Annotated in this window: 22 protein-coding genes; 10 read left to right on the plus strand and 12 right to left on the minus strand. The window is 68.3% G+C overall.

Annotated features, from left to right (window positions below; translation table 11 throughout):
* Positions 1–55: 55 nt before the first annotated feature.
* The 3 genes from ACFQ9R_RS02235 (at position 56) to ACFQ9R_RS02245 (ending at position 2,040) form a co-directional block, all read left to right on the plus strand.
* Complete coding sequence (locus ACFQ9R_RS02235; RefSeq protein WP_378988102.1) at positions 56–418, plus strand: DUF6412 domain-containing protein; 363 nt, start codon at positions 56–58, stop codon at positions 416–418.
* A 94-nt stretch (positions 419–512) separates the two neighbouring features.
* Entirely contained in the window at positions 513–1,397 is an 885-nt protein-coding gene (gene yidC / locus ACFQ9R_RS02240) for a membrane protein insertase YidC (protein WP_378988105.1), read from the plus strand.
* Between the two features lie 91 nt (positions 1,398–1,488).
* A complete protein-coding gene (locus ACFQ9R_RS02245; RefSeq protein ID WP_378988108.1) occupies positions 1,489–2,040 on the plus strand; it encodes an NUDIX domain-containing protein in 552 nt (183 codons plus the stop codon).
* A gap of 1 nt (position 2,041) precedes the next feature.
* Here ACFQ9R_RS02245 and ACFQ9R_RS02250 read toward each other — a convergent pair whose 3' ends face one another.
* Positions 2,042–2,410: an arsenate reductase family protein gene (locus tag ACFQ9R_RS02250; RefSeq protein WP_378988111.1), complete on the minus strand. Its 369-nt coding sequence runs from the start codon at positions 2,408–2,410 to the stop codon at positions 2,042–2,044.
* Positions 2,411–2,468: 58 nt separating this feature from the next.
* Here ACFQ9R_RS02250 and ACFQ9R_RS02255 point away from each other — a divergent pair, with 58 nt between their 5' ends.
* A complete protein-coding gene (locus ACFQ9R_RS02255) occupies positions 2,469–2,972 on the plus strand; it encodes a nitroreductase/quinone reductase family protein (protein WP_378988114.1) in 504 nt (167 codons plus the stop codon).
* Between the two features lie 52 nt (positions 2,973–3,024).
* Here ACFQ9R_RS02255 and ACFQ9R_RS02260 read toward each other — a convergent pair whose 3' ends face one another.
* The 7 genes from ACFQ9R_RS02260 to ACFQ9R_RS02290 are packed head-to-tail and all read right to left on the minus strand — an operon-like array spanning position 3,025 to position 10,134.
* The gene (locus ACFQ9R_RS02260) at positions 3,025–4,167 is read right to left on the minus strand and encodes an ABC transporter substrate-binding protein (protein ID WP_378988117.1); all 1,143 of its coding nucleotides are present in this window, start codon (positions 4,165–4,167) and stop codon (positions 3,025–3,027) included.
* A gap of 13 nt (positions 4,168–4,180) precedes the next feature.
* Positions 4,181–4,945: an ABC transporter permease gene (locus tag ACFQ9R_RS02265; protein WP_378988120.1), complete on the minus strand. Its 765-nt coding sequence runs from the start codon at positions 4,943–4,945 to the stop codon at positions 4,181–4,183.
* A complete protein-coding gene (locus ACFQ9R_RS02270) occupies positions 4,945–5,781 on the minus strand; it encodes an ABC transporter ATP-binding protein (RefSeq protein ID WP_378988123.1) in 837 nt (278 codons plus the stop codon). Before ACFQ9R_RS02270 ends, ACFQ9R_RS02265 begins: the two co-directional genes overlap by 1 nt.
* A gap of 50 nt (positions 5,782–5,831) precedes the next feature.
* Complete coding sequence (locus ACFQ9R_RS02275; protein WP_378988126.1) at positions 5,832–6,773, minus strand: ABC transporter permease; 942 nt, start codon at positions 6,771–6,773, stop codon at positions 5,832–5,834.
* 31 nt (positions 6,774–6,804) lie between these two features.
* Positions 6,805–7,848 (minus strand): TIGR03842 family LLM class F420-dependent oxidoreductase, encoded by a 1,044-nt coding sequence (locus tag ACFQ9R_RS02280; RefSeq protein ID WP_378988129.1) that lies wholly within the window; start codon positions 7,846–7,848, stop codon positions 6,805–6,807.
* A 28-nt stretch (positions 7,849–7,876) separates the two neighbouring features.
* Positions 7,877–9,295 carry a dihydropyrimidinase gene (hydA, locus tag ACFQ9R_RS02285; RefSeq protein WP_378988132.1) on the minus strand — a complete coding sequence of 473 codons (1,419 nt, stop codon included), beginning with the start codon at positions 9,293–9,295 and terminating at the stop codon, positions 7,877–7,879.
* The gene (locus ACFQ9R_RS02290) at positions 9,295–10,134 is read right to left on the minus strand and encodes a nitrilase-related carbon-nitrogen hydrolase (protein WP_378988135.1); all 840 of its coding nucleotides are present in this window, start codon (positions 10,132–10,134) and stop codon (positions 9,295–9,297) included. The genes hydA and ACFQ9R_RS02290 overlap by 1 nt, the downstream gene beginning before the upstream one ends.
* A 122-nt stretch (positions 10,135–10,256) precedes the next feature.
* Here ACFQ9R_RS02290 and ACFQ9R_RS02295 point away from each other — a divergent pair, with 122 nt between their 5' ends.
* Entirely contained in the window at positions 10,257–11,651 is a 1,395-nt protein-coding gene (locus tag ACFQ9R_RS02295) for an aminotransferase class I/II-fold pyridoxal phosphate-dependent enzyme (RefSeq protein ID WP_378988138.1), read from the plus strand.
* A gap of 124 nt (positions 11,652–11,775) precedes the next feature.
* Here the strand turns inward: ACFQ9R_RS02295 and ACFQ9R_RS02300 are convergent, their stop codons facing one another.
* Both ACFQ9R_RS02300 and ACFQ9R_RS02305 read right to left on the minus strand, forming a co-directional pair.
* The gene (locus tag ACFQ9R_RS02300) at positions 11,776–13,281 is read right to left on the minus strand and encodes an ArnT family glycosyltransferase (protein ID WP_378988141.1); all 1,506 of its coding nucleotides are present in this window, start codon (positions 13,279–13,281) and stop codon (positions 11,776–11,778) included.
* A complete protein-coding gene (locus ACFQ9R_RS02305; RefSeq protein WP_378988144.1) occupies positions 13,278–13,913 on the minus strand; it encodes a TetR/AcrR family transcriptional regulator in 636 nt (211 codons plus the stop codon). The genes ACFQ9R_RS02300 and ACFQ9R_RS02305 overlap by 4 nt, the downstream gene beginning before the upstream one ends.
* 228 nt (positions 13,914–14,141) lie before the next feature.
* Here ACFQ9R_RS02305 and ACFQ9R_RS02310 point away from each other — a divergent pair, with 228 nt between their 5' ends.
* Positions 14,142–15,263, plus strand: coding sequence for a methyltransferase (locus ACFQ9R_RS02310; protein ID WP_378988147.1), 1,122 nt, complete (start codon positions 14,142–14,144; stop codon positions 15,261–15,263).
* Positions 15,264–15,399: 136 nt separating this feature from the next.
* Positions 15,400–16,080: a peptidylprolyl isomerase gene (locus ACFQ9R_RS02315; protein WP_378988150.1), complete on the plus strand. Its 681-nt coding sequence runs from the start codon at positions 15,400–15,402 to the stop codon at positions 16,078–16,080.
* A gap of 297 nt (positions 16,081–16,377) precedes the next feature.
* Here ACFQ9R_RS02315 and arc read toward each other — a convergent pair whose 3' ends face one another.
* Positions 16,378–18,138: a proteasome ATPase gene (gene arc, locus ACFQ9R_RS02320; RefSeq protein WP_056809924.1), complete on the minus strand. Its 1,761-nt coding sequence runs from the start codon at positions 18,136–18,138 to the stop codon at positions 16,378–16,380.
* Between the two features lie 187 nt (positions 18,139–18,325).
* Between arc and ACFQ9R_RS02325 the strand changes: the two genes are divergently transcribed.
* Together ACFQ9R_RS02325 and ACFQ9R_RS02330 are read left to right on the plus strand one after the other, a co-directional pair.
* Complete coding sequence (locus ACFQ9R_RS02325) at positions 18,326–18,856, plus strand: hypothetical protein (RefSeq protein WP_378627413.1); 531 nt, start codon at positions 18,326–18,328, stop codon at positions 18,854–18,856.
* 194 nt (positions 18,857–19,050) lie between these two features.
* On the plus strand, positions 19,051–20,331 hold the full coding sequence (locus ACFQ9R_RS02330; RefSeq protein ID WP_378988153.1) for an acyltransferase: 1,281 nt from the start codon (positions 19,051–19,053) through the stop codon (positions 20,329–20,331).
* On the opposite strand, the gene ACFQ9R_RS02335 is transcribed toward ACFQ9R_RS02330, so the two are convergent.
* On the minus strand, positions 20,332–21,165 hold the full coding sequence (locus tag ACFQ9R_RS02335; RefSeq protein WP_358121145.1) for a tRNA (adenine-N1)-methyltransferase: 834 nt from the start codon (positions 21,163–21,165) through the stop codon (positions 20,332–20,334).
* A 123-nt stretch (positions 21,166–21,288) separates the two neighbouring features.
* Here ACFQ9R_RS02335 and ACFQ9R_RS02340 point away from each other — a divergent pair, with 123 nt between their 5' ends.
* Positions 21,289–22,188 (plus strand): RecB family exonuclease, encoded by a 900-nt coding sequence (locus ACFQ9R_RS02340; protein ID WP_378988156.1) that lies wholly within the window; start codon positions 21,289–21,291, stop codon positions 22,186–22,188.
* The last annotated feature ends 41 nt before the right edge of the window (positions 22,189–22,229 follow it).

Consider the following 22,229-nt stretch of genomic DNA (forward strand, 5'->3'; position numbering starts at 1 on the left):
GACCCTCCTCCGTCGAGACAGCCACCGACCTCGACCCGGTGTGCATTGCCGGGCGGTGAACGGCCCCCCACTCGGCGTGCGGGCACCGCCGCCCTCCACCGTCGGTATGCTCGGTGACATGCAGGCACGGGCGATGGTGATGGCGTACGCGGTTCTCGCGTGCGTGCTGCCCGCCTTCGTGCTCATCTCCACACCGGGCGGCGAGGCCACCCGCATGCTCGCGTTCGGTGCGGTCGCCGCCGCGATGGTGTGTGCGCTGGTCGCGGTCACCGGTCGCAGTCATCTGCCGGTCCGGGTCGCGAGTGTGGGTCCGCCGCGGTCGGCACAGCGCCGCCTGCGCGGTTCCTTTCTGCGACAGAGCAATCCGGATTCCGCCGGTCGTCCACGTCCACGAGCTCCGGGGATCGATCACCTCTGACAGGTGCCGCGCCATCGGCGCCGCCTGTTGGATCTCGTGATCCCACTCCCCCTTTCGTGCGTTCGCGCACGCTGCACGGACAGGTCGTCCCGTCATGCTCGATTTCGTCTATTTCCCCGTGTCCGCGGTCCTGTGGTGCTGGCACCAGCTCTTCGCCATCCCGCTCGGCGCGGCCAGTGGTCTGGCCTGGCTTCTCGCCGTCGTCGCGCTGGTCGTCACCGTCCGCGCGTTGCTCGTGCGCACCGCGCTCCGGCAAGCCCGCTCCCAGCAAGTTCTGCGTTCGCTGCAACCGCAGATGGACGCCATTCGCCGCACCCACCGCGACGATCCGCGCGCCCAGGCCGAGAAGATCCGGCTGCTCCAGCGCGAGCACAACGTCAGCATGTTCGCCGGGTTCGTACCGCTGATCGCGCAGGGGCTGGTCTTCCTCGGCCTGTTCCACGTGTTGCGCTCGTTCGACCGGACCGGCGCCTACGCGGTCGGCCCGTTCACCTCGACCGACAGCCCGCTGTCGGTCGAGGTGAACAACGCCACCGCCAACTACCTGTTCGGCGCGGGTGAGGTCCGTGCGTTCCTCGACGCCAGATTGTTCGGCGCACCGCTGTCGGCGACCCTGTCCGGCGCGGGTGAGGTTGTCGTCGCGGTCGCGGCGCTCGCCATCCCGCTGGTGCTGATCGCCGCGCTCGCCACGCACTTCACGGCCCGGCTCACCCCGGCGGTCGCGGACAACAGCACGGCCGCGATCATGCGCACCTTGTCGCTGTGGGTGTTCCCGGCGGGTGCGCTCATCAGCGGCGCCGTCCTACCTGTCGTCGTGCTCACCTATTTCGCCACCAACGCGCTGTGGACCTGCGGCCAGCAGTATCTGATCCGGCGCACTCTGGCCGCCGAGGAATCCGCGAAGAAGGCGCTGGTCGCCACGGCGGCCCGAGCCGCCGCTCCGCGACCGGGGGTGAAGCCCCAGCGCCGGAAACGATGAATCACGGGCCGAGATGCGGGAATGTAACTCCCCGCACTCGCGGCCGATCGACCGCGCGCCGGTCAGCGCTTCCGGCGGTTACCCTCGGGCGGTGTCAGCGAATCCGGAAGACGAACTGCTCGCCGTCTACGACGCCGAGGGGCTGGTGATCGGCGAGGCCGATCGAGGCACCGTCTACCGCGACGGCCTGTGGCACGCGAGCGCGGGCGTTCTCGTGCGATCGTCCGACGGAACCCGCGTGTACGTCCACCGGCGCACCGACACCAAACTCGTCTTCGCGGGCATGCACGACTGCCTCGCGGGCGGGGTGGTCGACGCCGGTGAGAACCCGTCCGACACCGCGATCCGCGAACTTCGCGAGGAGCTGGGCATCGCCGTCCCCGCCGGCACGGTACTTCCGTTGCGCGCCACCGCGTCCTGGGACGGCGACTGGGCAGGTCGCGCGCTGCGTTGCCACCTGTTCGGTTACGAGTACCGCTGCGACGGTCCGTTCGTCCACCAGCCGTCCGAGATCGCGGACGGCTGGTGGTGGACCGATGCCGAACTGCGTGCGCACCTGCGTGATCCGGCGTGGCCGTTCGTTCCCGACACACGGGCGGTCCTGGACGGTCTGCTCATCGGAGACGACGGCGCGCGGCCCTGACTCAGTCGAGCGCGCGCAGCGATTCCTCGTCGCGCGCCACCACCGCGCCGCCGTCGGCGGTGAGCACGATGGGCCGCTGGATCAGTTTCGGATGCTGTGCCAACGCGTTCAGCCACCGGTCCCGGTCGGCCTCGGTGCGCCCCCATTCCGCCATTCCGAGATCCTTGGCGATCTGCTCGCCGGTGCGGGTGATATCCCAGGGCTGCGCACCCAGCCGCGTGAGCACCGCCCGCAGTTCCTCGATGGTCGGGGGATCATCGAGGTAGCGGCGCACGGTGTATTCCACGCCGGCCGCGTCGAGGTGCGCGGTGGCGTTGCGGCTCTTCGTGCAGCGCGGGTTGTGCCAGATCTCGGTCTGCCCAGATGTCATCTTCGCAGCGTAGGTCACCTGTACTGCGGGCACGCTCGCACGTGGCGATACTGGGACCATGAGCGATTCCGCGTCTCCCGAAAACCCTTACGGCACACCGACGACCACCGGCCCCGAGCCGATCCGCTCCTTTCAGTCCCAGCTCAATACCCTCATCCGCGGCCTGCTGAAGGTGCCGGTGCTGTCCGGCATCGTCGGCAAACGGCTGGCCACCCTGCATGTGGTCGGCCGCAGATCCGGCACTGTCTACGACGTCCCGGTGGCCTACACCGTGCACGGCGGCGACTTGCTGATCGGCACGGCGCTGCGGCCGTGGGTGAAGAATCTCCAGGGCGGCGCGCAGGTGCGCCTGTCGCGTGGCGGGGCACCCGAAACCTTCACCGCCACCGTGTACACCGACGAACAGCACGTTCTGGAGCTGTTCGCGGTGATCGCGCGCGACAACGAGCAGAACGCGAAGTTCAACGGCATCGGCTACCTCCCCGACGGCGAACCGTCCAAGGCCGACATCTACCAGACCTGGCAGCAGGGCGGTGTGGTCATCGGCCTGACTCCGCGCTGAACGCACGGCGACGGTCCATCGGCCGTGCGATGGACCGTCGCGCGTGGGTGAACTACTTACCGCCCTCGGTCGGGGTGACCTGCGCGGGCTGGTAGCTCGCGCCCGTCACGTCCACCCCCGCGGCCTTCAATCGGTCCAGCGCCTTGGTGACGTACTCGGTGGTGTAGGCGTCGGCATCGGGGTTCTTGGTGAGAACCGTTGCGCCCTCGGCGTTCTTGGTGTTCCTGGCGATCGAGACTGTGCGATCCCATGCGGTCTTGTCGAGGGTGCCGATGCCCGCGGGTGAGGGCCAGATCAGCTTGTTCACCTCGTTGATCTGCCACTGCTGGTGCCCGGCGCCGAGCGTGGCGCCCGCGGCGACGGTGATGTCGCGGCATTTGTCGAGGTTGTCGCGGCAGAACGCCCAGCCCTGGAGCGAGGCGGTCAGGAACTTCACTGTCTGATCCTGGTACTCGCTGTCCTTCAGCTTCTCGGTGTTGGCCCACAGCGCGTCCTGCAGCATGGCCACACCTTCGTCGTTCCAGTCGATGGTGGTGAAATCGTCTGCGGTGTAGAGCTTTCCGGTGGCCGGATTCTTGGTTTCGAGCAGCTGAGCGTACTCGTTGTAGGACATGGCCTGGGCGGCGGCGATGTCCTTGGCGAGGAAGGCGTTCATGTCGAACTGCTGCTGGACCAGTTTCACGTCCTTGGCCGGGTCGATGCCCGCCTTGGTCATCCCGGCGAAGAGCTCGAATTCGTTGCCGTAGCCCCAGTTTCCGACGGTCTTGCCCCGCAGTGCGGCGGGCCCGGCGATGTTCTCGGACTTGAACGAGACCTGCTTGGTGCCCGATTTCTGGAAGATCTGAGCGATCTCGGTGATCCCGGCGCCCGCCTCCCGCGACGCGAGGGCCTTGGGTACCCAGGCCACCGCGTAGTCGGCCTGGCCCTGGGCGAGCACCGTCTGGGGGACGATGTCGGTGCCGCCGTCGAGGATCTCCACCGACAGGCCCTGTTCCTTGTAGAAGCCCTGGTCCACCGCGGCCAGGTAGCCCGCGAACTGCCCCTGTTTGAACCATTGCAGCTGCAGGGTCACCTTGGTGAGGCCGTCGGCGGTGGTCTCGGAGCCACTGTCGGTGGTACTACAGCCGGTCAGCGCGGCGGCGGCCACGGCGGCCAGCGCCAGCGCGGTGCGCAACCGGAGTGCGGTCTCGGTCATGGATTGATCTCCCTCATCGGATCGTGGACAGCAGTGGGGTTCGGGGTCGACGGGTGAGTTGTTCGAGCAGCAGGACGGCGGCCAGGAACACCAGGCCCACGCACATCGCGCCGACGACGTAGGCCCAGGCCCGCGGATAGGCGGTGTTGGCCGCGGCGGAGGTGATCCGGCTGCCGAGTCCGTTCTGCAGGCCGCCGAAGTATTCGGCGATGATGGCCGCGATGACCGCGCCGGGGGCCGCGATCCGCAGTCCGGTGAACAGGTGCGGCAGCGCGGCGGGCAGGCGCACGGTGCGAGTGATCTGCCATCCCGACGCGGCGTAGGAGGTCATCAGGTCGGCCTGCACCTTCGGCACCTGCCGCAGTCCGCGAGCGGTGCTGACGAACACCGGGAAGAACACGACGATGGTGACCACGAGCCGTCGCGGCGTCTCGGTGGTGGTGGAGTACATCGAGTTCAGCAGTGGTGCCAGCGCCACGATCGGCACCGTGGCAGCGGCGGCGGCCAGCGGCGTCAGCAGCCCGTCGATCACGCCGAATCGCACCGCGAGAACGGCGGCGGCCAGGCCGAGCACCGTCCCGGCGACGAACCCGATCAGCGCGTTCGTGCCGGTGGCGAGCGAGGCGTCCAGGATCCGGCCCGCGTTCTCGACGAACTGAGCGGCGATAGCGCTGGGCGCGGGAAGCAGGAACGAGGGCACGCCCGCCACCACGGTGAGCACCTGCCACAGCGCGAGGACGACGATGCCGACCAGTACCGGCGGCAACCAAGTCCTCATCACAGATCCCGTCCGGCCACGGCGGTGTCGTCGTGCTCGCCGCGCAGGGCCGCGCGCACCGCGGCGACGGCGGCGAAGAACTGCGCGGACGCCCGGACATCGGTGCCCGCCTCGCGATCCCAGCCGCCGGTCGCCACGATGTCACTGATCCGGCCCGGTCGTGCGGACAGCACCACCACCCGGTCCGACAGGTACACCGCCTCGGGAATCGAGTGGGTGACGAACACGACGGCGGCGCCGGTCTCCCCCGCGATGCGCAGCAACTCGCCCTGCATGCGTTCCCTGGTCATCTCGTCGAGCGCACCGAACGGTTCGTCCATCAGCAGCAGCGACGGTGTGCGGGCCAGCGCGCGGGCGATCGCGACGCGCTGTTGCATGCCGCCGGACAGTTCGGCCGGATACCGGTCGGCAAACTCGCTGAGCCCGGCCATGGCGAGCAGTTCGGCACTGCGCGCCTTGCGCTGCGCCTTCGGCACCTTGTGCAATTCCAGGGGCAGTTCGACATTGGCCGCGACCGTGCGCCAGTCGAGCAGACCGGCCTGCTGGAACGCGATGCCGTAGTCCTGATCGATCCGTGCCTGCCGCGCCGGCTTGCCGTGCACGGTGACACTGCCGCTGCTGGGCATCTCGAGATCGGCGACGATCCGCAGCAGGGTGGACTTGCCGCAGCCGGAAGGTCCGATGAGCGAGACGAATTCGCCCGCCGCGACGGTGAGCGAGACATCGGACAGTGCCGTCACCGCACCGGCGGCGAAGGTCTTGCCGAGATGGCTCAGCTCGACCGCGGCCGAGACCGGTGACCCCGGGCTGCCGGGTTCGGCGACTGAGGTGGTCATGGGTACTTCTTCCTGAAACGTTGTCGTGGAGAGTGTTTCGGCGGCGCTCATCAGCCCTCGCTCACCGTGTCGGTGCCCGGCGGGTGGCTGTAGCGGCGTAGCACCAGCTCCACCAGACCGACCAGCGCGGTGAGGACGACGCCGAGCAACGCGGCGGCGAGCACGGCGGCGTACAGCCGGGCCGCATCGCCGGTGGCCTGTTGGGAGAACACGATGATCTGGCGCCCGATCCCGCCCGCGGTGCCGGTGGAGATCTCGGCGACGACCGCGCCGATCACCGCGGCCGCCGCGGCCAGGCGCAGCGCCGGAATCAACGAGGGAACAGCGGCGGGAAACCGCAAGCGCGTCAACGTCGCCCACCACCCGGCCGAACAGCTCCGCATCAATTCGACCGAGGCCGCCGACGGCGCCTGCAGCCCGCGCAGCATCCCGATGGCGATCGGGAAGAAGGCGAGATAGGCCGCGATCACCACGATGCTCATCCACGGCCGCCACGGCTCACCGCCGATGGACAGTTTGCCGCCCCAGGCCGCCACCAGCGGCGCGAGCGCGATCAGCGGAACCGTCTGTGACAGCACCACATACGGCAGCAGGCCGCGTTCGAGCCAGCCGAACCGTTGCATCGCGACCGCCAGCGCCACGCCGACCACCGCGCCCAGCAACAACGCGAGCAACGACAGACCCAACGTGAACATCGCCGTGCGCAGCAGTGTCGCGCCGACGGTGCCTTGACCGTCCGCGTCGCCGAGCACGGTGAACACCGCCCAGACGTGTGGGAGCGCGCCGTCGCTGGTGCGAGGGAGTACTCGGGTGCCCGCGATGCTCACGCCGTCGGCGGGCACCAGCACCTTCACCAGCTCCCAGATCACCGCCACGAGCACGAACGCGCTCACCCCGTAGACCGCGCGCAGCAACCGGGTCCGACCGGGCGTGGAGGCTCGGATCTTCTGCGGCACCACAGCTGTCGCCGGATCGATGGTCCCGGTGGTCACCGGCGCACTCCCACCGGCAATTGCCCGGCGATCATGACAGACCGGCCGCTCGGATCGCGGTGACCTGCCGATTCAGCCGCGGCAGCACCTGCTCGCCATAGGCCTCGAGCGTGGCCGTTTTGGCATCGTGCTGCAGATACACCGCGAACTGGCCGACGCCGAGCTGCTCGAGCTCCCACAGCCGGGCGAGCTGCTCGTCGGGGGTCCCGATCAGGCAGAACCGGTCCACGATCTCGTCGGGCACGAAATCGGCATGCGTGTTGCCCGCCCGCCCGTGCTCGTTGTAGTCGTAGCCCTGCCTGCCGGCGATGTAGTCGGTCAGCGCCGCTGGAACATCGCTGCCCGTACCATATTTCGCGACGATGTCGGCGACGTGGTTGCCGACCATGCCGCCGAACCAGCGACACTGGTCACGGGCGTGTTCCAGGGCGGCCTGCGATCCGTCGGTGACGTAGGCGGGCGCGGCGACACAGATCTTCACCGACAGCGGATCTCGGCCTGCCGCCGCTGCCGCCGCACGCACCTTGCCGATGGTCCATGCGGTGATGTCGGGGTCGGCGAGTTGCAGGATGAACCCGTCGGCGACCTGCCCGGTGAGCTCGAGGGCCTTGGGCCCGTATCCGGCCACCCACACCTCGAGCCGCGAATCGGCGGCCCACGGGAATCGCACCTCGACGTCACCGACGCGGGCGCTGCGACCGTTGCCCAGTTCCCTGATCACCTCCACCGATTCGCGCAGGGTGGCCAACGTCGTCGGCTTGTTCCCGACGGTGCGGACCGCCGAGTCACCACGCCCGATGCCGCAGATCGTGCGGTTACCGAACATCTCGTTGAGCGTGGCGAACACGGACGCGGTCACCGTCTGGTCCCGGGTGGCCGGGTTGGTGACCATGGGCCCCACGGTCACCTTCCGGGTGGCGGCCAGGATCTGGCTGTAGATCACATAGGGCTCCTGCCAGAGCAGGTGCGAGTCGAAGGTCCACACGTGCGAGAACCCGTGGGTTTCGGCCACTCTGGCCAGTTCGATCACCCGCGACGAGGGTGGTGTGCACTGCAGGACGACTCCGATGTCCATCGGCACTCTCCGTTTCGGCAGTTGGTTTCTACAGCAGGTTCTGGGACAGGCCGCGCCGGAGGAACCGGCCGTGCCCGGCGCGGCCGTGGTAGGCGCCGCCGTCGACGATCACCCGGCCGCGCGACAGGACGGTGTCGACATGTCCGTCGATCTCGAAGCCCTCCCACGCCGAGTGGTCCATGTTCATGTGGTGGGTCTTGCCGAAGCCGATGCTGGTGTGCCCGTTGGGGTCGTAGATCACGACGTCGGCGTCGGCACCCGGGCTGATCACGCCCTTGCGCGGGTACATGCCGAACATCCGGGCCGGGGTGGTGCAGCAGACCTCCACCCACCGTTCGAGCGAGATCCGCCCGTCCTTGACGCCCTGGAACAGCAGATCCATCCGGTGCTCGACCCCGCCGATCCCGTTCGGGATCTTGCTGAAATCGCCCACACCGAGCTCTTTCTGGTCCTTCATGCAGAACGGGCAGTGGTCGGTGCTCACCGCGGTGACGTCGCCGGTGCGGATGAACCGCCACAGCTCGTCCTGATGCCCCTCGGCGCGCGAGCGCAGCGGTGTCGAGCAGACCCACTTGGCACCCTCGAAACCCGGTGCGCCCAGCTGTTCTTCGAGTGAGAGGTACAGGTACTGCGGACAGGTCTCGGCGAACACGTTCTGCCCGTTGTCACGCGCGGTCACGATCTGCTGCATCGCCTGTTTCGCCGAGACGTGCACCACATACAGCGGGGCACCGGTCAACTGCGCCAGCATGATCGCGCGATGGGTTGCTTCTTCTTCCATCTGCCACGGACGGCTGGTGCCGTGGAAGTAGGGCGAGGTGTCGCCGCGCGCGAGGGCCTGTTCGACGAGAACGTCGATGGCGATGCCGTTCTCCGCGTGCATCATCATCAGCGCACCGAGGTCGCCCGCGGACTGCATGGCGCGCAGGATCTGGCCGTCGTCGGAGTAGAAGACCCCCGGATAGGCCATGAACAGCTTGAAGCTGGTGACGCCTTCGCTGACGAGTTCGCTCATCCCCTTGAGGGATTCGTCGTTGACGTCGCCGATGATCTGATGGAATCCGTAGTCGATCGCGCACTGCCCCGCGGCCTTGCCGTGCCATTCCGCGAGGGTGTCCTGCACCCGCTGGCCCGGTTTCTGCACCGCGAAGTCGACGATCGTGGTGGTGCCGCCCCAGGCCGCTGCCCTGGTCCCGGTTTCGAAGGTGTCGCTGGCCTCGGTGCCGCCGAACGGCAGCTGCATGTGCGTGTGCCCGTCGACACCGCCGGGGATCACGTACTTGCCGGTCGCGTCGATCACCGTGTCCGCGTCGGCCGCGAGGTCAGCGCCGAGCGCGGTCGAACCCGGTTGCAGGACAGCGACAATCGTCTCGTCGTCGATCAGCACGTCGAGGAGCTGGGAACCGGTGGCGCTCACCACCGTCCCGCCGTGGATGAAGGTGCGCATCAGGGGTTCACCAACGGTCCGTAGGCCTCCGGGCGACGGTCGCGATAGAACGCCCATCTCTCGCGCACGATCTTGATCAGATCCATATCGAGATCACGGACAACCAATTCCGGCGAAGTATCGGAGGCGACCTCACCGACGAACTGCCCCTCGGGGTCGACGAAATAGCTCGTGCCGTAGAAGTCGTCGTCGCCGTATTCGCTCTCGATGCCGACCCGGTTGATCGCACCGACGTAATACTCGTTGGCCACCGCCGAGGCCGGCTGCTCGAGTTTCCACAAATAGCTGGAAAGCCCCCTCGACGTCGCCGAGGGATTGAACACGATTTCGGCGCCCGCGAGGCCGAGCGCTCGCCAGCCCTCGGGGAAATGGCGGTCGTAACAGATATAGACGCCTACTCTGCCGACCGCGGTGTCGAATACCGGCCAGCCGAGATTGCCCGGCCGGAAGTAGAACTTCTCCCAGAATCCGGTCACCTGCGGGATGTGGTGCTTACGGTATTTGCCGAGGTAGGAGCCATCGGCGTCGATCACAGCCGCCGTGTTGTAGAGCAGCCCGTCCATCTCGCGCTCGTACACCGGCAACACCATCACCATGTTCAGTTCGGCGGCCAGAGCCGCGAACCGTTCGGTCGTCGGGCCCGGTACCGATTCGGCGTACTCGTAGAACTTGGTGTCCTGCAGCTGGCAGAAATACGGGCCGTAGAACAACTCCTGGAAGCAGATCACCTGCGCACCCTGCGCCGCCGCCTCCCGTGCGTAGTCCTCGTGCGCCGTGGTCATTGATTCTTTGTCACCGGTCCAGGTGGTCTGGACGAGCGCCGCTCTGACGATTCCCATGCTTTGTTATACTGCACCTACAACTGATTCTGTTGTGTTACAAGAGCGCGGAAACAGTTTCGGTGCCGTAAACGTTGGCGTGCACCACGGATCGGCCGCGCACTACCCCGCAGAATGAGTCCATGACCGAAGCCTCGCCGACCGCACTGCCCGCGGACTTCGCCGGGGACCTCGACGAACGAACCGCCGCCGGGATCGCCGCCGCGATCGGTCGCCGCATCCGCTCGGGCGCACTCGCTCCCGGTACCCGGCTGCCCACCGTGCGCGAGGTGGCCCGCGAACTCCGGGTGTCCCCCGCCACCGTCAGCCAGGCCTGGCGCGCACTGGCCGCGACCGGCGCGATCACCGCGCGCGGGCGGGCGGGCACGTTCGTCGGCGAGAGACTGCAGACGCCGATCGGACGGTATCAGCGCCTGCACTCGCACTCCGACAACGCCTTTCGCGTCGACCTGTCGCACGGCACCCCCGATCCGGCGCTGCTGCCCGACCTGGCCGCCGCCCTGCACGCGCTCTCGCGCGATACCGCGCCGGGCGATCTCTCGGCGCACTATCTCGGCGAGGCGGTGCTGCCCGCACTCGCCGAGGCGCTGCGTGCCGACTGGCCGTGGCCGTGCGAACGGCTGACCGTCCTCGACGGCGCCCTCGACGCGGTGGACCGGCTCCTCGCCGCGCACGTGCGCTTCGGTGACCCGGTGATCGTCGAGGATCCGTGCTTCCCGCCGTTTCTCGATTTGCTCGCCCGCCTCGGCGCGCGCCCGATCGCCGTCCGCCTCGACGAATCCGGCTTCCGGCCCGAGGAATTCGCGCGCGCGTTCGACGGACCGGCGCCGCGCGCGGTGATCCTGCAACCGCGCGCCCACAACCCGACCGGCGCCTCCCTCGGCGCGGCCAGAGTCCGCGAACTGGCGGCGATACTGCGCTCGTACCCCGCGCTGATCATCGAGGACGACCACTCCGCGGGCATCGCGACCACCCCGCTGCGCTCCCTGGCCGCGCGATTCCCCGATCGCGGGGTCTACATCCGCTCTTATTCCAAGTCCCACGGCGCCGATCTGCGGCTGGCCGTCGCGGGTGGGCCCGCGGCACTGCTGGATCCGGTGGTCGAACGCCGGATGCTCGGGCCCGGGTGGTCCAGCCGGCTACTACAGCGCGTGCTGTTGACGATGCTCCACGATGCCGGGGCGCGCGCCGCCGTCGCGGGCGCGCGCCTCGAATACCGCAGGCGCGCCACCGTTCTGCGCCGCGCGCTGGCCCGCCACGATGTCGTCGTGGCCGCGGGCGACGGCATCAATGTCTGGCTCCCGGTCTCCGACGAGAACGCCGCGATGATCAGCCTCGCCGCCGCGGGCGTCAAGGCCGCGCCGGGCGGCCCGTTCGAAGCGGGCGAGCAGTCTGCCGGCGACCATCTGCGCCTGACGCTGGGCGCACTCGGCGACACCGACATCGCCTGGCTCGCCGCCGAGCTCGCCGCCGCGGCGACCGCCACCCCGACCTACCGCCGCATCCGCAGATCCTGAACGCTGATCACGCCTGGCGCGGCGACGGCCTGGTGGGGGCGGGGCTGGGCCCGCCGGCCGGCAGCCGCCGGCCCACTCCGTCCACCGCTTCCGACGGGCGGCCGTGCGCGGTCGCGTTGTGGCGCTACATCTCACGCAGGTCGGTCCACAATTGCGACCACGGTCGCACCGGCAGTTCGCAGCGCCAGATCGTCACATCACGGGTGGCGCCCGCGTAGCCGAGCCGGGCGTCGGCCCGGCCGATCGGCGTCACCGATCCGAAGTGCGCGCGCAACTCCTCGTGCTGCGCGCCGACATAGACCACCGTGGACGCCGAATCCGGTGGAGTGCCGAGATAGCCGTACCCACGACTCGGGCTGTACACCGCGGGCCAGCCGTACTGCTGCCGATAGGTCTCGAGTGCCCCTGCTTGCCAATAGGATTCGGCGACGATCACCGCGTGCGCGCGCTCGGCCGGTGACAGTGTCCGGTACGCGAGGTCGGTGGACGCGGCCAGGTCGGACCAGCCGAACTTGCCGTGCAGCAGCAGGTCCGCGCCACCGGTGCTCGGCGGGATCGAGGACTCCGGCTGCCAGGGCAGCGACCACGCGGCGAGCGCGACCGAGAGCCCGATCACCGGAACCGCGGCGATCCGCTGCCACGTGGCCTTCGCCTCGACCAGCCCGACCGCCCCGGCCGCCATCGCGATCGGATAGATGCCGACGGCGTAGTAGGGCCGCCCGCCGGTCGCCACGAACGCGACCACGAGCAGCACGACCACCAGCCCGAAGAACCGGTAGGGGCGAAGCGATTCCGCACGGAACAACCGGATCGTGCCGTAGACCAGCAGGATTGCGCCGAGCAGTCCGGCCGCGAGCAGTGCGACCGGCACGAAGATCAACCGCCCGCCGATCATCTCCTGCTCGGCACTGACCACGCCACCCATCGCGAGCTGTGGCCATCCGTTCGCGGCCTGCCACAGCAGGCTGGGCACCATCGCGACCGCGGTGATCGCGGCGCCGATCCACAGCGCGGGCCTGCGCACCAGCTCACGGGGCCCGTAGACGAGCACGCTGATTCCGACGCAGATCCAGAAGAACGGGATGAGCCATTTGACCTGCATGTCGATCGCGGTGACGATGCCGGCCCAGATCAGCAACGCATCGGCGCGAGTCCGCACCCAGCGCACGAGCAGCCAGGTGATGAGCACCCACAGCGGCCCGTCGATCGCGTTGGTCGAGAGCTGACTGCCCTGCACGAGCAGGAACGGTGACGTCGCGTAGGCGGCCGCGCTGATCAGCTGCGCGCCCCGCCCGCCCCCGAGCTCCCGTGCGATCGCCGCGGCGAGCACGATGCCGGCCACGGTGACCACCAGAGCCGGAAGTCGCAGTGCCACCAGCGAACCCGGTGCGAGCCAATCCATCGACCGGGCGATCAGCGGCACCAGCGGGCCCTGGTCGGCGTAGCTGACCGCCAGGTGATGGCCGCCCGCCGCGAGGAAGTACAACTCGTCGCCGAAGAATCCGTACTGCCCGAGCACCGCGAACAAACCGATCGAGGCCACCAGTGCGATCGCACCGACGCCGAGCGTGGCGAACGACGGAACCTCCCGCGCCACATCGGGTTCCGTGGATACCGCGGTAGTCGTCATCGGTCGTCCTTCCTGGTCACCGCGTCGTACATCCGGATGAGGTGCGTGCGATACCGGCGCACATCGAAATCGGGATCTCGCACCGCCCGGACGGCGACGCCGTCGATCGAATCGCGGATCAGCCGCGCGAGCACGGTCGGATCGAAGTCACCGAACTCACCGGTGCGCTGCCCCTCGGCCAGCGCCGCGGCCAGCGGGGCGATGATCTCCCGCTCACCGTCGGCGGTGTCGAATCGCAGCGTGCCGTCCGGGCCGCGCACGTTGAGCACGATATCGCCGACGGCGGCCACGTAACTCTTGTTGTCGTCGATGAATTGCAGATTCGACGACAGGTAGGCGTGCAGGGCCGCCCGGTAGCCGTCGGCGATCGCCGCGGTGAGAATCGGCGCCATGAACTCCGATCCCGAGACGTAGAGCTGGGTGACGACTTGCGACATCAGCTCGTCTTTGCCGTCGAAATGGTAGGAGATCACCCCCTTGGAGATCCCGGCACGCTCGGCGATCCGGGCCAGAGAGGCGTTGGCGTACCCGAGTTCCGATACGACCTCGACGGTGGCGGCGATGATCTGCCGCCGTCGCGCCTCCTCGATGAACGAGCGCTGTTGCCCATCCGGCTTGTTTTCTGGCCGCATGGTCAGAATTTAGCACGAACGACCTGAAAATGCGCCCTAGATGACGTCAGCCTGGGCTGATGCGGCAGAATGAGGAATCCCTCCCGCGGAAAGGCAGCAGTGGTGACGCTCGACACGGCCCTCGACGACGCAATCGGTCGCATTCCGGCGCGCTAGCGACCGACCTCGGCGTCGGGCATCGCGTCGATACACCCGAGTCACCAGCACCGTCGATCACCGGGAGAGCCCGTGTCCACCATCGCATGGACCGAAGAGCACAGTCAGCACACCGCCGTCTGGCATTCGGAGAACGGCGCGCCCGCGCCGCGCACCGTCACCACCGCCGACGACCGGCTCTCGGCCGATCACGCGTATCGCCGCATCAGGGCCGGTGAGGCACTGCTGTGGCAGGGCGATTACAACAATGGTCGCCAACTGTTACAAGCGCTGGGCCGGCGCGCCGATCGCAAGCCGGCGAAGAAGCCCGCAGGCGGTGATCTCGGCGCGCTCTACGAACACGAGCGAATCCGAAGGCGCACCCGGGCGGGCATTCTCGGCAGTCTCCTGATCCGGCTGGGCAAGGGCTACGAGCTCGATCTGCGCCGGGCTCCCGACGTGGCGGCGGCGTGCGAGGCGGCGTACGGTCCGGCGGACGCCGAACGCGTGGTCGCCTTCACCGAGCTCCTCGGTGTGGTGAGCGCCTACCGGTGGCAGCAGCAGGGTGTCGAAGTCCCCGCGCTCGGAGCGCGGGTGTACCCCGGGTACGGCGTGTTCTCGCCCACCCGAAGCGAATACGTCGATCTCGTCGCCGACGCGCCACTGGATCCCGAGATCCGCACCGCGTTCGATCTCGGTACCGGCACGGGCGTGCTGGCCGCGCTGCTCGCCACCCGCGGCGTTCCCGAGATCGTCGCCACCGACATCAACCCGCGGGCGTTGCGGTGCGCGAAGGACAACGCCGAACGGCTCGGCTTCGGCCGGACGATCGCCGTGACCGGACCCACCCTGTACCCGCCCGGCCGCGCCGATCTCGTGGTGTGCAATCCGCCCTGGCTGCCCGGCGTACCGACGTCGGACCTGGAACGCGGTGTCTACGACCAGGATCAGTCGATGCTCACCGAATTCGCCCGCGACCTGCGCGCGCACCTCACCCCCCACGGCGAGGGCTGGCTGGTGCTGTCCGACCTCGCCGAACTGCTCGGCCTGCGCCCGCCCGACCACATCCCCCGCCTGCTCGACGACGCGGGCCTGTCCGTGCTCGGCAAGCTCACCACGCGGCCGCGCCATCCGCGCGCGACCGATCGCGACGACCCCCTCGCCGCGGCCCGCACCGCCGAGACGACCACGCTGTGGCGGTTGCGGACTCGCTAGCGAAAGCACAGGATTCTGTGTCGATCACACGACGAGCGGACCGGATCCGGTGGTCTGTCCCCACGCGAGCCGCTGCGACTGGCAGGATGCGCGGTACATCGTCCGGCAGCACCGCTCTCGAGGAGATCCCGCCAAGGTGACCAGCATTTCGCAGGACCGACCCTTCATTCGCGCGCTCGTCGGCGTCGGCATCGCCGCGGCCGCCCTGGTGGCACTCGCCCCCGCCGCGCAGACCGCACCGATGCGGCAGGCAGTGATCCCCGGCTGCGCACCCGCCGCGGCGGGTCAGCCCAACGGCAAGCAGTGGCCCACCGAACCGGCACTCACCATCGACACCGCGGCGAGCCACACCGCCACCCTCGACACCACCTGCGGCGCAGTCACGATCGCGCTCGATGCCGCCGCTGCCCCGCGCACGGTGAACTCGTTCGCCTTCCTCGCGAGCGAGGGCTACTTCGACCACACCCGCTGCCACCGGCTCACCACCCATGGCATCTTCGTGCTCCAGTGCGGCGATCCCACCGCCACCGGCATGGGCGGCCCCGGCTACAAGTTCACCGACGAGAACCTCGCGGGCGCGGTCTACCCGGCGGGCACCGTCGCGATGGCCAACGCGGGCCCCGGTACCAACGGCAGCCAGTTCTTCCTGGTCTACCGCGACACCCAGCTGCCGCCGAACTACACCCCCTTCGGCACCATCACCGAGGGCCTGGACGCGCTGACCAACGTCGCCAACGCCGGTGTCGCGGGTGGCGGCGCCGACGGCACCCCGGTGGCCGATGTGGTCTTCAACGCCGTGACCACCACACAGGGCTGATCCACGACGAGGGCCGCGCCTCCCGTTTCGGGAGACGCGGCCCTCGTCGCAGCAGGCTGGTTCGATCAGCCGGCGCTGATCGAACTGAACAGGTTCTGGATGGTCTGCAGGATGATCTCGGTCAGCAATTCAGCGGCGGAACCGGCCATGACAACGCTCCTCGTAAGTCCTCATCAGGTGAAACGAACAAGTGAAGCGTGCCCTATTCACTTGCCGCCGCGCAGCGTTTCGGTGAAAAAAAGTGCACAGAAACGCGAAGGCCGCGCCCCACCGGGACGCGGCCTTCGCGGCTCGTGACTACAGGTACTGACCGGTGTTGGACTCGGTGTCGATCGCCCGGCTGGCCGAGGCGTTCTTGCCCGTGACGAGCGTGCGGATGTAGACGATCCGCTCACCCTTCTTGCCCGAGATCCGGGCCCAGTCATCGGGATTGGTGGTGTTGGGCAGGTCCTCGTTCTCGGCGAACTCGTCGACGATCGAGTCGAACAGGTGCTGGATCCGCAGACCCGGGTTACCCGTGTCGAGCACCGACTTGATCGCGTACTTCTTCGCCCGGTCCACGATGTTCTGGATCATCGCGCCGGAGTTGAAGTCCTTGAAGTACAGGACCTCCTTGTCACCGTTGGCGTAGGTGACCTCCAGGAACCGGTTGTCGTCGCTCTCGGCGTACATCCGCTCGACGACCTTCTCGATCATCGCCTCGACGCACGCCTGCTTGTCGCCGTCGAACTCGCGCAGATCGCTCTCGTGCAGCGGCAGCGTCTCGGTGAGGTACTTCGAGAAGATGTCCTGCGCCGATTCCGCGTCGGGACGCTCGATCTTGATCTTCACATCGAGACGGCCCGGCCGCAGGATCGCGGGGTCGATCATGTCCTCGCGGTTGGACGCACCGATCACGATGACGTTCTCGAGACCCTCCACACCGTCGATCTCCGAAAGCAGCTGCGGCACAACGGTGGTCTCCACATCGGAGGAGACACCGGAACCGCGGGTGCGGAAGATCGAGTCCATCTCGTCGAAGAACACGATCACCGGGGTGCCCTCGGAGGCCTTCTCGCGTGCTCGCTGGAAGATGATGCGGATGTGGCGCTCGGTCTCGCCGACGAACTTGTTGAGCAGCTCGGGGCCCTTGATGTTGAGGAAGAACGACTTGGCTTCCTTGGCATCCTGACCACGCGATTCGGCGATCTTCTTGGCGAGGGAGTTGGCCACCGCCTTGGCGATCAGCGTCTTACCGCAGCCGGGCGGACCGTAGAGCAGCACACCCTTGGGCGGGCGAAGCGCGTACTCGCGGAACAGATCCTTGTGCAGGAACGGCAGTTCCACCGCGTCGCGGATCTGCTCGATCTGACGGCCCAGGCCACCGATGTCGGTGTAGTCGACGTCGGGAACCTCTTCCAGCACAAGGTCTTCGACCTCGGCCTTGGGAACGCGCTCGAACGCGAAGCCCGCCTTGGTGTCGACCAGCAGCGAATCACCCGGGCGCAGTTTGCGAATCGGCGAATCGGGGTCTGCCATGTCGTCGTATTCGGCGATCTTGGACAGCGGACCCGACAGCCACACGACCCGCTCTTCGTCGGCGTGGCCGACCACGAGGGCGCGCCTGCCGTCGTCGAGAATCTCACGCAGCGTGCCGATTTCGCCGATGGCGTCGAAATTTCCGGCCTCGACGACGGTGAGTGCCTCGTTGAGGCGCACGGTCTGGCCGTATTCCAGTGCGTCGGCGTCGATGTTGGGCGAGCAGGTGAGGCGCATCTTGCGCCCGGAGGTGAAGACGTCGACCGTCTGATCCTCGTAGGCATGGATGACGATGCCGTATCCGCTCGGCGGCTGGCCGAGACGATCGACTTCCTCGCGCAACGCGATCAGCTGCTGGCGCGCTTCTTTGAGCGTGTCCATCAACTTGCCGTTGCGGATGGTCAGCGAATCGATCCTGGCTTCCAATTCGCGTGCGCGATCCGGCGAATCGGCGAGTTGCCTGCGAAGAGCAGCCGACTCGGCGCGTACCGCCTCGAGCTCTCGCCAGGCCGCCGAATCCGAATTCTCGTTGGGGCTCATGATGCTGCTCCTCCCAGTCCCGGTCTATCAACGCTACCGGGCGCGGTCCGTTCTCGCTTTCCGACATGGTTTCGTCGTGATCACATCTTGTACGGTCGGTACGACATCAACCACACATTTGCACCTGTTAGGCTCCCCTAACACCCCGTACGGGGCACTCGCCCAACGAGTCGAAAGGTTGCTGTCCATGCTCCTTCCTCCCCGCACGATCCGTGTCACCGTCGCCGCCGCCGCTGCGGCGCTCGCCGTCACCGTCGGACTGACCGGTTGCGGCGATTCCGACGATTCCTCGACGAATGCCACCACGAGCAGTACCAGTATCGCGGCCGCTCCGTCCAGCGTTTCGGCAACTCCGGCACCTTCGGGTGACAACGCCGCGGCACCCACCGCCGATTCCCTGAAGGCGACGCTGATCAAGTTCGCCGATCCCGGAGTATCCACCGACGACAAGGCGAAACTGATCGTCAACGGCGACGCGCACAAGTCCAACATCGATCAGATGAACGGCATGCTCGCCGGCTACACCCTGACCTTCGCCGTCGACAACGTCGCGACCAGTGGTGACACCGCCACCGCCGATGTGACGATCACCTCTCCGCACGGCACGGCGCCCGCGTTCCCGGTCACCTGGCAGCAGGAGGGCGGCACGTGGAAGCTCTCCGATGCCAGCGGCTGCCTGCTGCTCGGCTTCGCCCAGGCTCCCTGCACGCCCGCCTGACCGATCGGCACGGCCCGGACGGCCCGCGGGTACCGTCCCGGCCGTACCGTCGCTGTGCACCGCACGCAGGCCGCAAGATCACCCGGGCTGGATCGATCGCCACCGACCAGCGGTCCACGCCCGCGTAGTTCCACTCAGCGACCGGGGTAGTTCCGCGCTGTGTCCGTGGCGCGAATTCTGCGATGGTCTCTGGCATGAGCGTTGTTCCCAGTGTCGCGGTGGTGGCCGCGAACACCCCGACCGATCGGGACCGGTTCCTGGATCTGCTGCGGATCTCGTCGCTGGTGGTGGTCGTCGCCGGTCACTGCCTGATGCTGACCGTGACGGTGTCGGGCACCGAGGTGCGTTTCGGCAATGTGCTCGCCGATCTGCCGATACTGCGCCCGCTCACCTGGGTTCTGCAGGTGCTTCCGCTGTTCTTCTTCGCGGGCGTGGCCGCGGGTGCGCGCGGCATCGGGTCGGGGACATCATGGGGCGCTTGGCTTTTCCGGCGCACCCAGCGGCTGGCCCGGCCGCTCGGCTACTTCGTGGCCGCCTCGGTGGCGCTGCTGGTGGTGGCCGATCTGGTGCTCACGCCGGGGTGGCATCGTCCGCTCGCGGTGACGAGCGTGCAGCTGCTGTGGTTTCTCGGCACGTACCTGGTCGTGCTGGCGATCGTGCCGTCGCTCGCGGCGCTGATCACCAGCGGTGGCCGGATGTTCGCCGCGGTCGCGGTGATCGTGACAGGCACGGCGATCGTCGACGCGGTGCGGCTCACCGGCGGGCCGAGCGAGCTCGGCTACCTCAACATGGTCGTCTGGCTGGTGCCCGCGGTGCTCGGGATCGGGTATCTGCGTGGCCTGCTGCATCGGCGGACCGCAGCGGTGCTGGCCGCGGCGGTTCTGGTCGTCGACGTGCTCTTGGTCCTGGTCGGCCCGTACGAGGTGAGCATGGTCACCGTGCCGGGCCAACGGCTGTCGAATCTGGCGCCGCCCTCGCTGCTGCTGGCCGGACACGCGGTGATGCTGTGCTGCGCCGCCGTCGCCGTAGCGCCCTGGCTGCGCCGTCTCGCCGCCCGCCCGCGCGTCTGGTGGTCGACCGTCATCGGCAACACCGGGGCCATGACGCTGTACCTGTGGCACATGCCCGCCCTGCTCATCGTGCTCGTACTCAGCCACATGGCCGGCGCCGACCGCGCCGCACCCACCGAATCCGGATTCTGGCTGCTCACGGCGGTGCAGCTCACCGCGACCGCCGCACTCACCGGCGTGCTGTTCCTCGGCCTGCGTGGCCTCGAGAACACACCGCTGCGCTGGTGGGACGGTCCGGTCGCGGCAGTGCGGGGCGTCCGCTCGGCCGCCACCGTGCTGACCGTGATCGCCGCCGGGATCGCGATCCTGCAAGCCACCCGATGGGGCCTCACCAGCGACGGTGGGCTCTGGTTCGCAGGCGCGGCGGCCGCGTTGCTCGCCGCCCGCCTGCTCACCCGCGCGTGATCAGCCCTTGGACGGACGCCGCTGCGGCTTGGGCGTGACAGTGCCCTCGGCCAGCCGCCGCGCGCTCACCAGGAACGCGGTATGGCCCTGCATGCGATGCTCCGGGCGCACGGCCAGGCCGACGACGTGCCAGCCACGCACCATCGACTCCCACGAGCGCGGCTCGGTCCAGCATTCCTGCTCACGCAGCGCCTCGACCACCTTCGACAGCTGGGTGACGGTGGCGACGTACACCACCAGCACCCCACCGGGAACCAGCGCCTTCGACACCGCGGGCAACGCGTCCCACGGCGCCAGCATGTCGAGCACGACGCGATCGACCTGCGGGCCCTCGTACTGCGCCACGTCGGCGATCGTGATCGACCAGTTCGCCGGCCGCTCGCCGAAGAAGGTCTCCACGTTGCGGACGGCGTGCTCGGCGTGGTCGTCGCGGATCTCGTAGGAGATCACCTCACCCTCGGGACCGACCGCGCGCAGCAGCGAGCAGGTCAGCGCACCCGAACCGGCGCCGGCTTCCAGCACCCGCGCGCCCGGGAACACATCGCCCTCGTGCACGATCTGGGCCGCGTCCTTGGGGTAGATCACCGCGGCGCCACGCGGCATCGACAGCACGTAGTCGGTGAGCAGCGGGCGAAGGGCCAGATACGGGGTGCCGTTGACCGACTTCACCACGGTGCCCTCGTCGTTGCCGATGAGGTCGTCGTGCTTGATGCCGCCGCGATGGGTATGGAATTCCTTACCCTCCTCGAGCACCACGGTGAAGAGGCGTCCCTTACCGTCGGTCAGCTGCACGCGGTCCCCGATAGCGAATGGACCGGTTCGTCTGGCCGTCATTGATCTCCCGTTCTTCGAATGGACCTGTCAGCCTGCCAGGCGCCGCGGTCCGCGCGATCGACGGGTCAGCTATTTCGCGGCGGACGCGCGATCGTGTCGGTGTGTGCGGTTAACCTGCGAAACATGTCAGCGCCCTTGTCCGTGCCCCTGACCGACGACACCGCCGACGCGCCGGTGCATCGGTCGCGTCCGGCGTTGTCGCCCTCGCGGGCAAGCGATTTCAAGCAGTGTCCGCTGAAGTACCGGTTGCGGGCGATCGATCGGGTGCCGGAACCGCCGTCGCGAGCGGCAGTGCGCGGGACCGTGGTGCACGCGGTGCTGGAAGATCTGTTCGGGTTGCCCGCGGCCGAGCGTCAGCCGGCACGGGCGGCCGAGTTGGTGCCGGGGGCGTGGGAGCGTGTGCGCGCGGAGCGCGACGGGGTGGACGAGCTCGTCGCCGAGGGTGGTCCGCAGGCCCTGTTCGACGAAGTGCGCACGCTGGTCGCGAGCTATTACGAGCTCGAGGACCCGCGCCGATTCGAGCCGCACGCGCTCGAGGAACGGGTCGAGGTCGACCTCGACGGCGATATTCCGCTGCGCGGTTTCGTCGACCGCATCGACGTGGCGCCCAACGGCCTGCTGCGCGTTGTCGACTACAAGACCGGTCGCTCCCCCGGCCCCCTGCACGAAGCGCGAGCGCTGTTCCAGCTCAAGTTCTACGCGCTGATGATCCTGCGCACCCGCGACATCGTCCCGGCCCAGCTGCGCCTGATCTATCTGGCCGACAAGAACATTCTCACCTACACACCCGAGCGCGAGGAACTGGACCGCTTCCAGCGCATCCTCACCGCGCTCTGGCAAGCCATCATCGACGCGGGCCGAACCGGGGACTTCCCGCCCACTCGCAACTCGATGTGCAAGTTCTGTGACTTCAAGCCCCTGTGCCCCGAGTACGGCGGCACGCCACCGCCCTACCCGGGCTGGCCGGTCCAGGCCCCGGCCCCTGCCGACCTGGTGACAGAACGTCTCCCCGAAGACGTATGACCGCACCCACTGTCCGGGTTAAGCTGCGCACACCCTATGCA

The organism is Nocardia sp. NPDC056541 (assembly GCF_042794235.1).
In the GTDB taxonomy this organism is placed as follows: Bacteria; Actinomycetota; Actinomycetes; order Mycobacteriales; family Mycobacteriaceae; genus Nocardia.

Excerpts from the sequence above, each read along its gene's own strand:
- ACFQ9R_RS02295 (WP_378988138.1), top strand. The coding sequence starts at position 10,257 with ATGACCGAAGCCTCGCCGACCGCACTGCCCGCGGACTTCGCCGGGGAC.
- hydA (WP_378988132.1), bottom strand. The coding sequence starts at position 9,295 with ATGCGCACCTTCATCCACGGCGGGACGGTGGTGAGCGCCACCGGTTCC.
- ACFQ9R_RS02260 (WP_378988117.1), bottom strand. The coding sequence starts at position 4,167 with ATGACCGAGACCGCACTCCGGTTGCGCACCGCGCTGGCGCTGGCCGCC.
- ACFQ9R_RS02300 (WP_378988141.1), bottom strand. The coding sequence starts at position 13,281 with ATGACGACTACCGCGGTATCCACGGAACCCGATGTGGCGCGGGAGGTT.
- ACFQ9R_RS02335 (WP_358121145.1), bottom strand. The coding sequence starts at position 21,165 with ATGACGGCCAGACGAACCGGTCCATTCGCTATCGGGGACCGCGTGCAG.
- ACFQ9R_RS02250 (WP_378988111.1), bottom strand. The coding sequence starts at position 2,410 with ATGACATCTGGGCAGACCGAGATCTGGCACAACCCGCGCTGCACGAAG.
- ACFQ9R_RS02340 (WP_378988156.1), top strand. The coding sequence starts at position 21,289 with ATGTCAGCGCCCTTGTCCGTGCCCCTGACCGACGACACCGCCGACGCG.
- yidC (WP_378988105.1), top strand. The coding sequence starts at position 513 with ATGCTCGATTTCGTCTATTTCCCCGTGTCCGCGGTCCTGTGGTGCTGG.
- ACFQ9R_RS02255 (WP_378988114.1), top strand. The coding sequence starts at position 2,469 with ATGAGCGATTCCGCGTCTCCCGAAAACCCTTACGGCACACCGACGACC.
- ACFQ9R_RS02330 (WP_378988153.1), top strand. The coding sequence starts at position 19,051 with ATGAGCGTTGTTCCCAGTGTCGCGGTGGTGGCCGCGAACACCCCGACC.
- ACFQ9R_RS02290 (WP_378988135.1), bottom strand. The coding sequence starts at position 10,134 with ATGGGAATCGTCAGAGCGGCGCTCGTCCAGACCACCTGGACCGGTGAC.
- ACFQ9R_RS02280 (WP_378988129.1), bottom strand. The coding sequence starts at position 7,848 with ATGGACATCGGAGTCGTCCTGCAGTGCACACCACCCTCGTCGCGGGTG.
- arc (WP_056809924.1), bottom strand. The coding sequence starts at position 18,138 with ATGAGCCCCAACGAGAATTCGGATTCGGCGGCCTGGCGAGAGCTCGAG.
- ACFQ9R_RS02305 (WP_378988144.1), bottom strand. The coding sequence starts at position 13,913 with ATGCGGCCAGAAAACAAGCCGGATGGGCAACAGCGCTCGTTCATCGAG.
- ACFQ9R_RS02270 (WP_378988123.1), bottom strand. The coding sequence starts at position 5,781 with ATGACCACCTCAGTCGCCGAACCCGGCAGCCCGGGGTCACCGGTCTCG.
- ACFQ9R_RS02265 (WP_378988120.1), bottom strand. The coding sequence starts at position 4,945 with ATGAGGACTTGGTTGCCGCCGGTACTGGTCGGCATCGTCGTCCTCGCG.
- ACFQ9R_RS02325 (WP_378627413.1), top strand. The coding sequence starts at position 18,326 with ATGCTCCTTCCTCCCCGCACGATCCGTGTCACCGTCGCCGCCGCCGCT.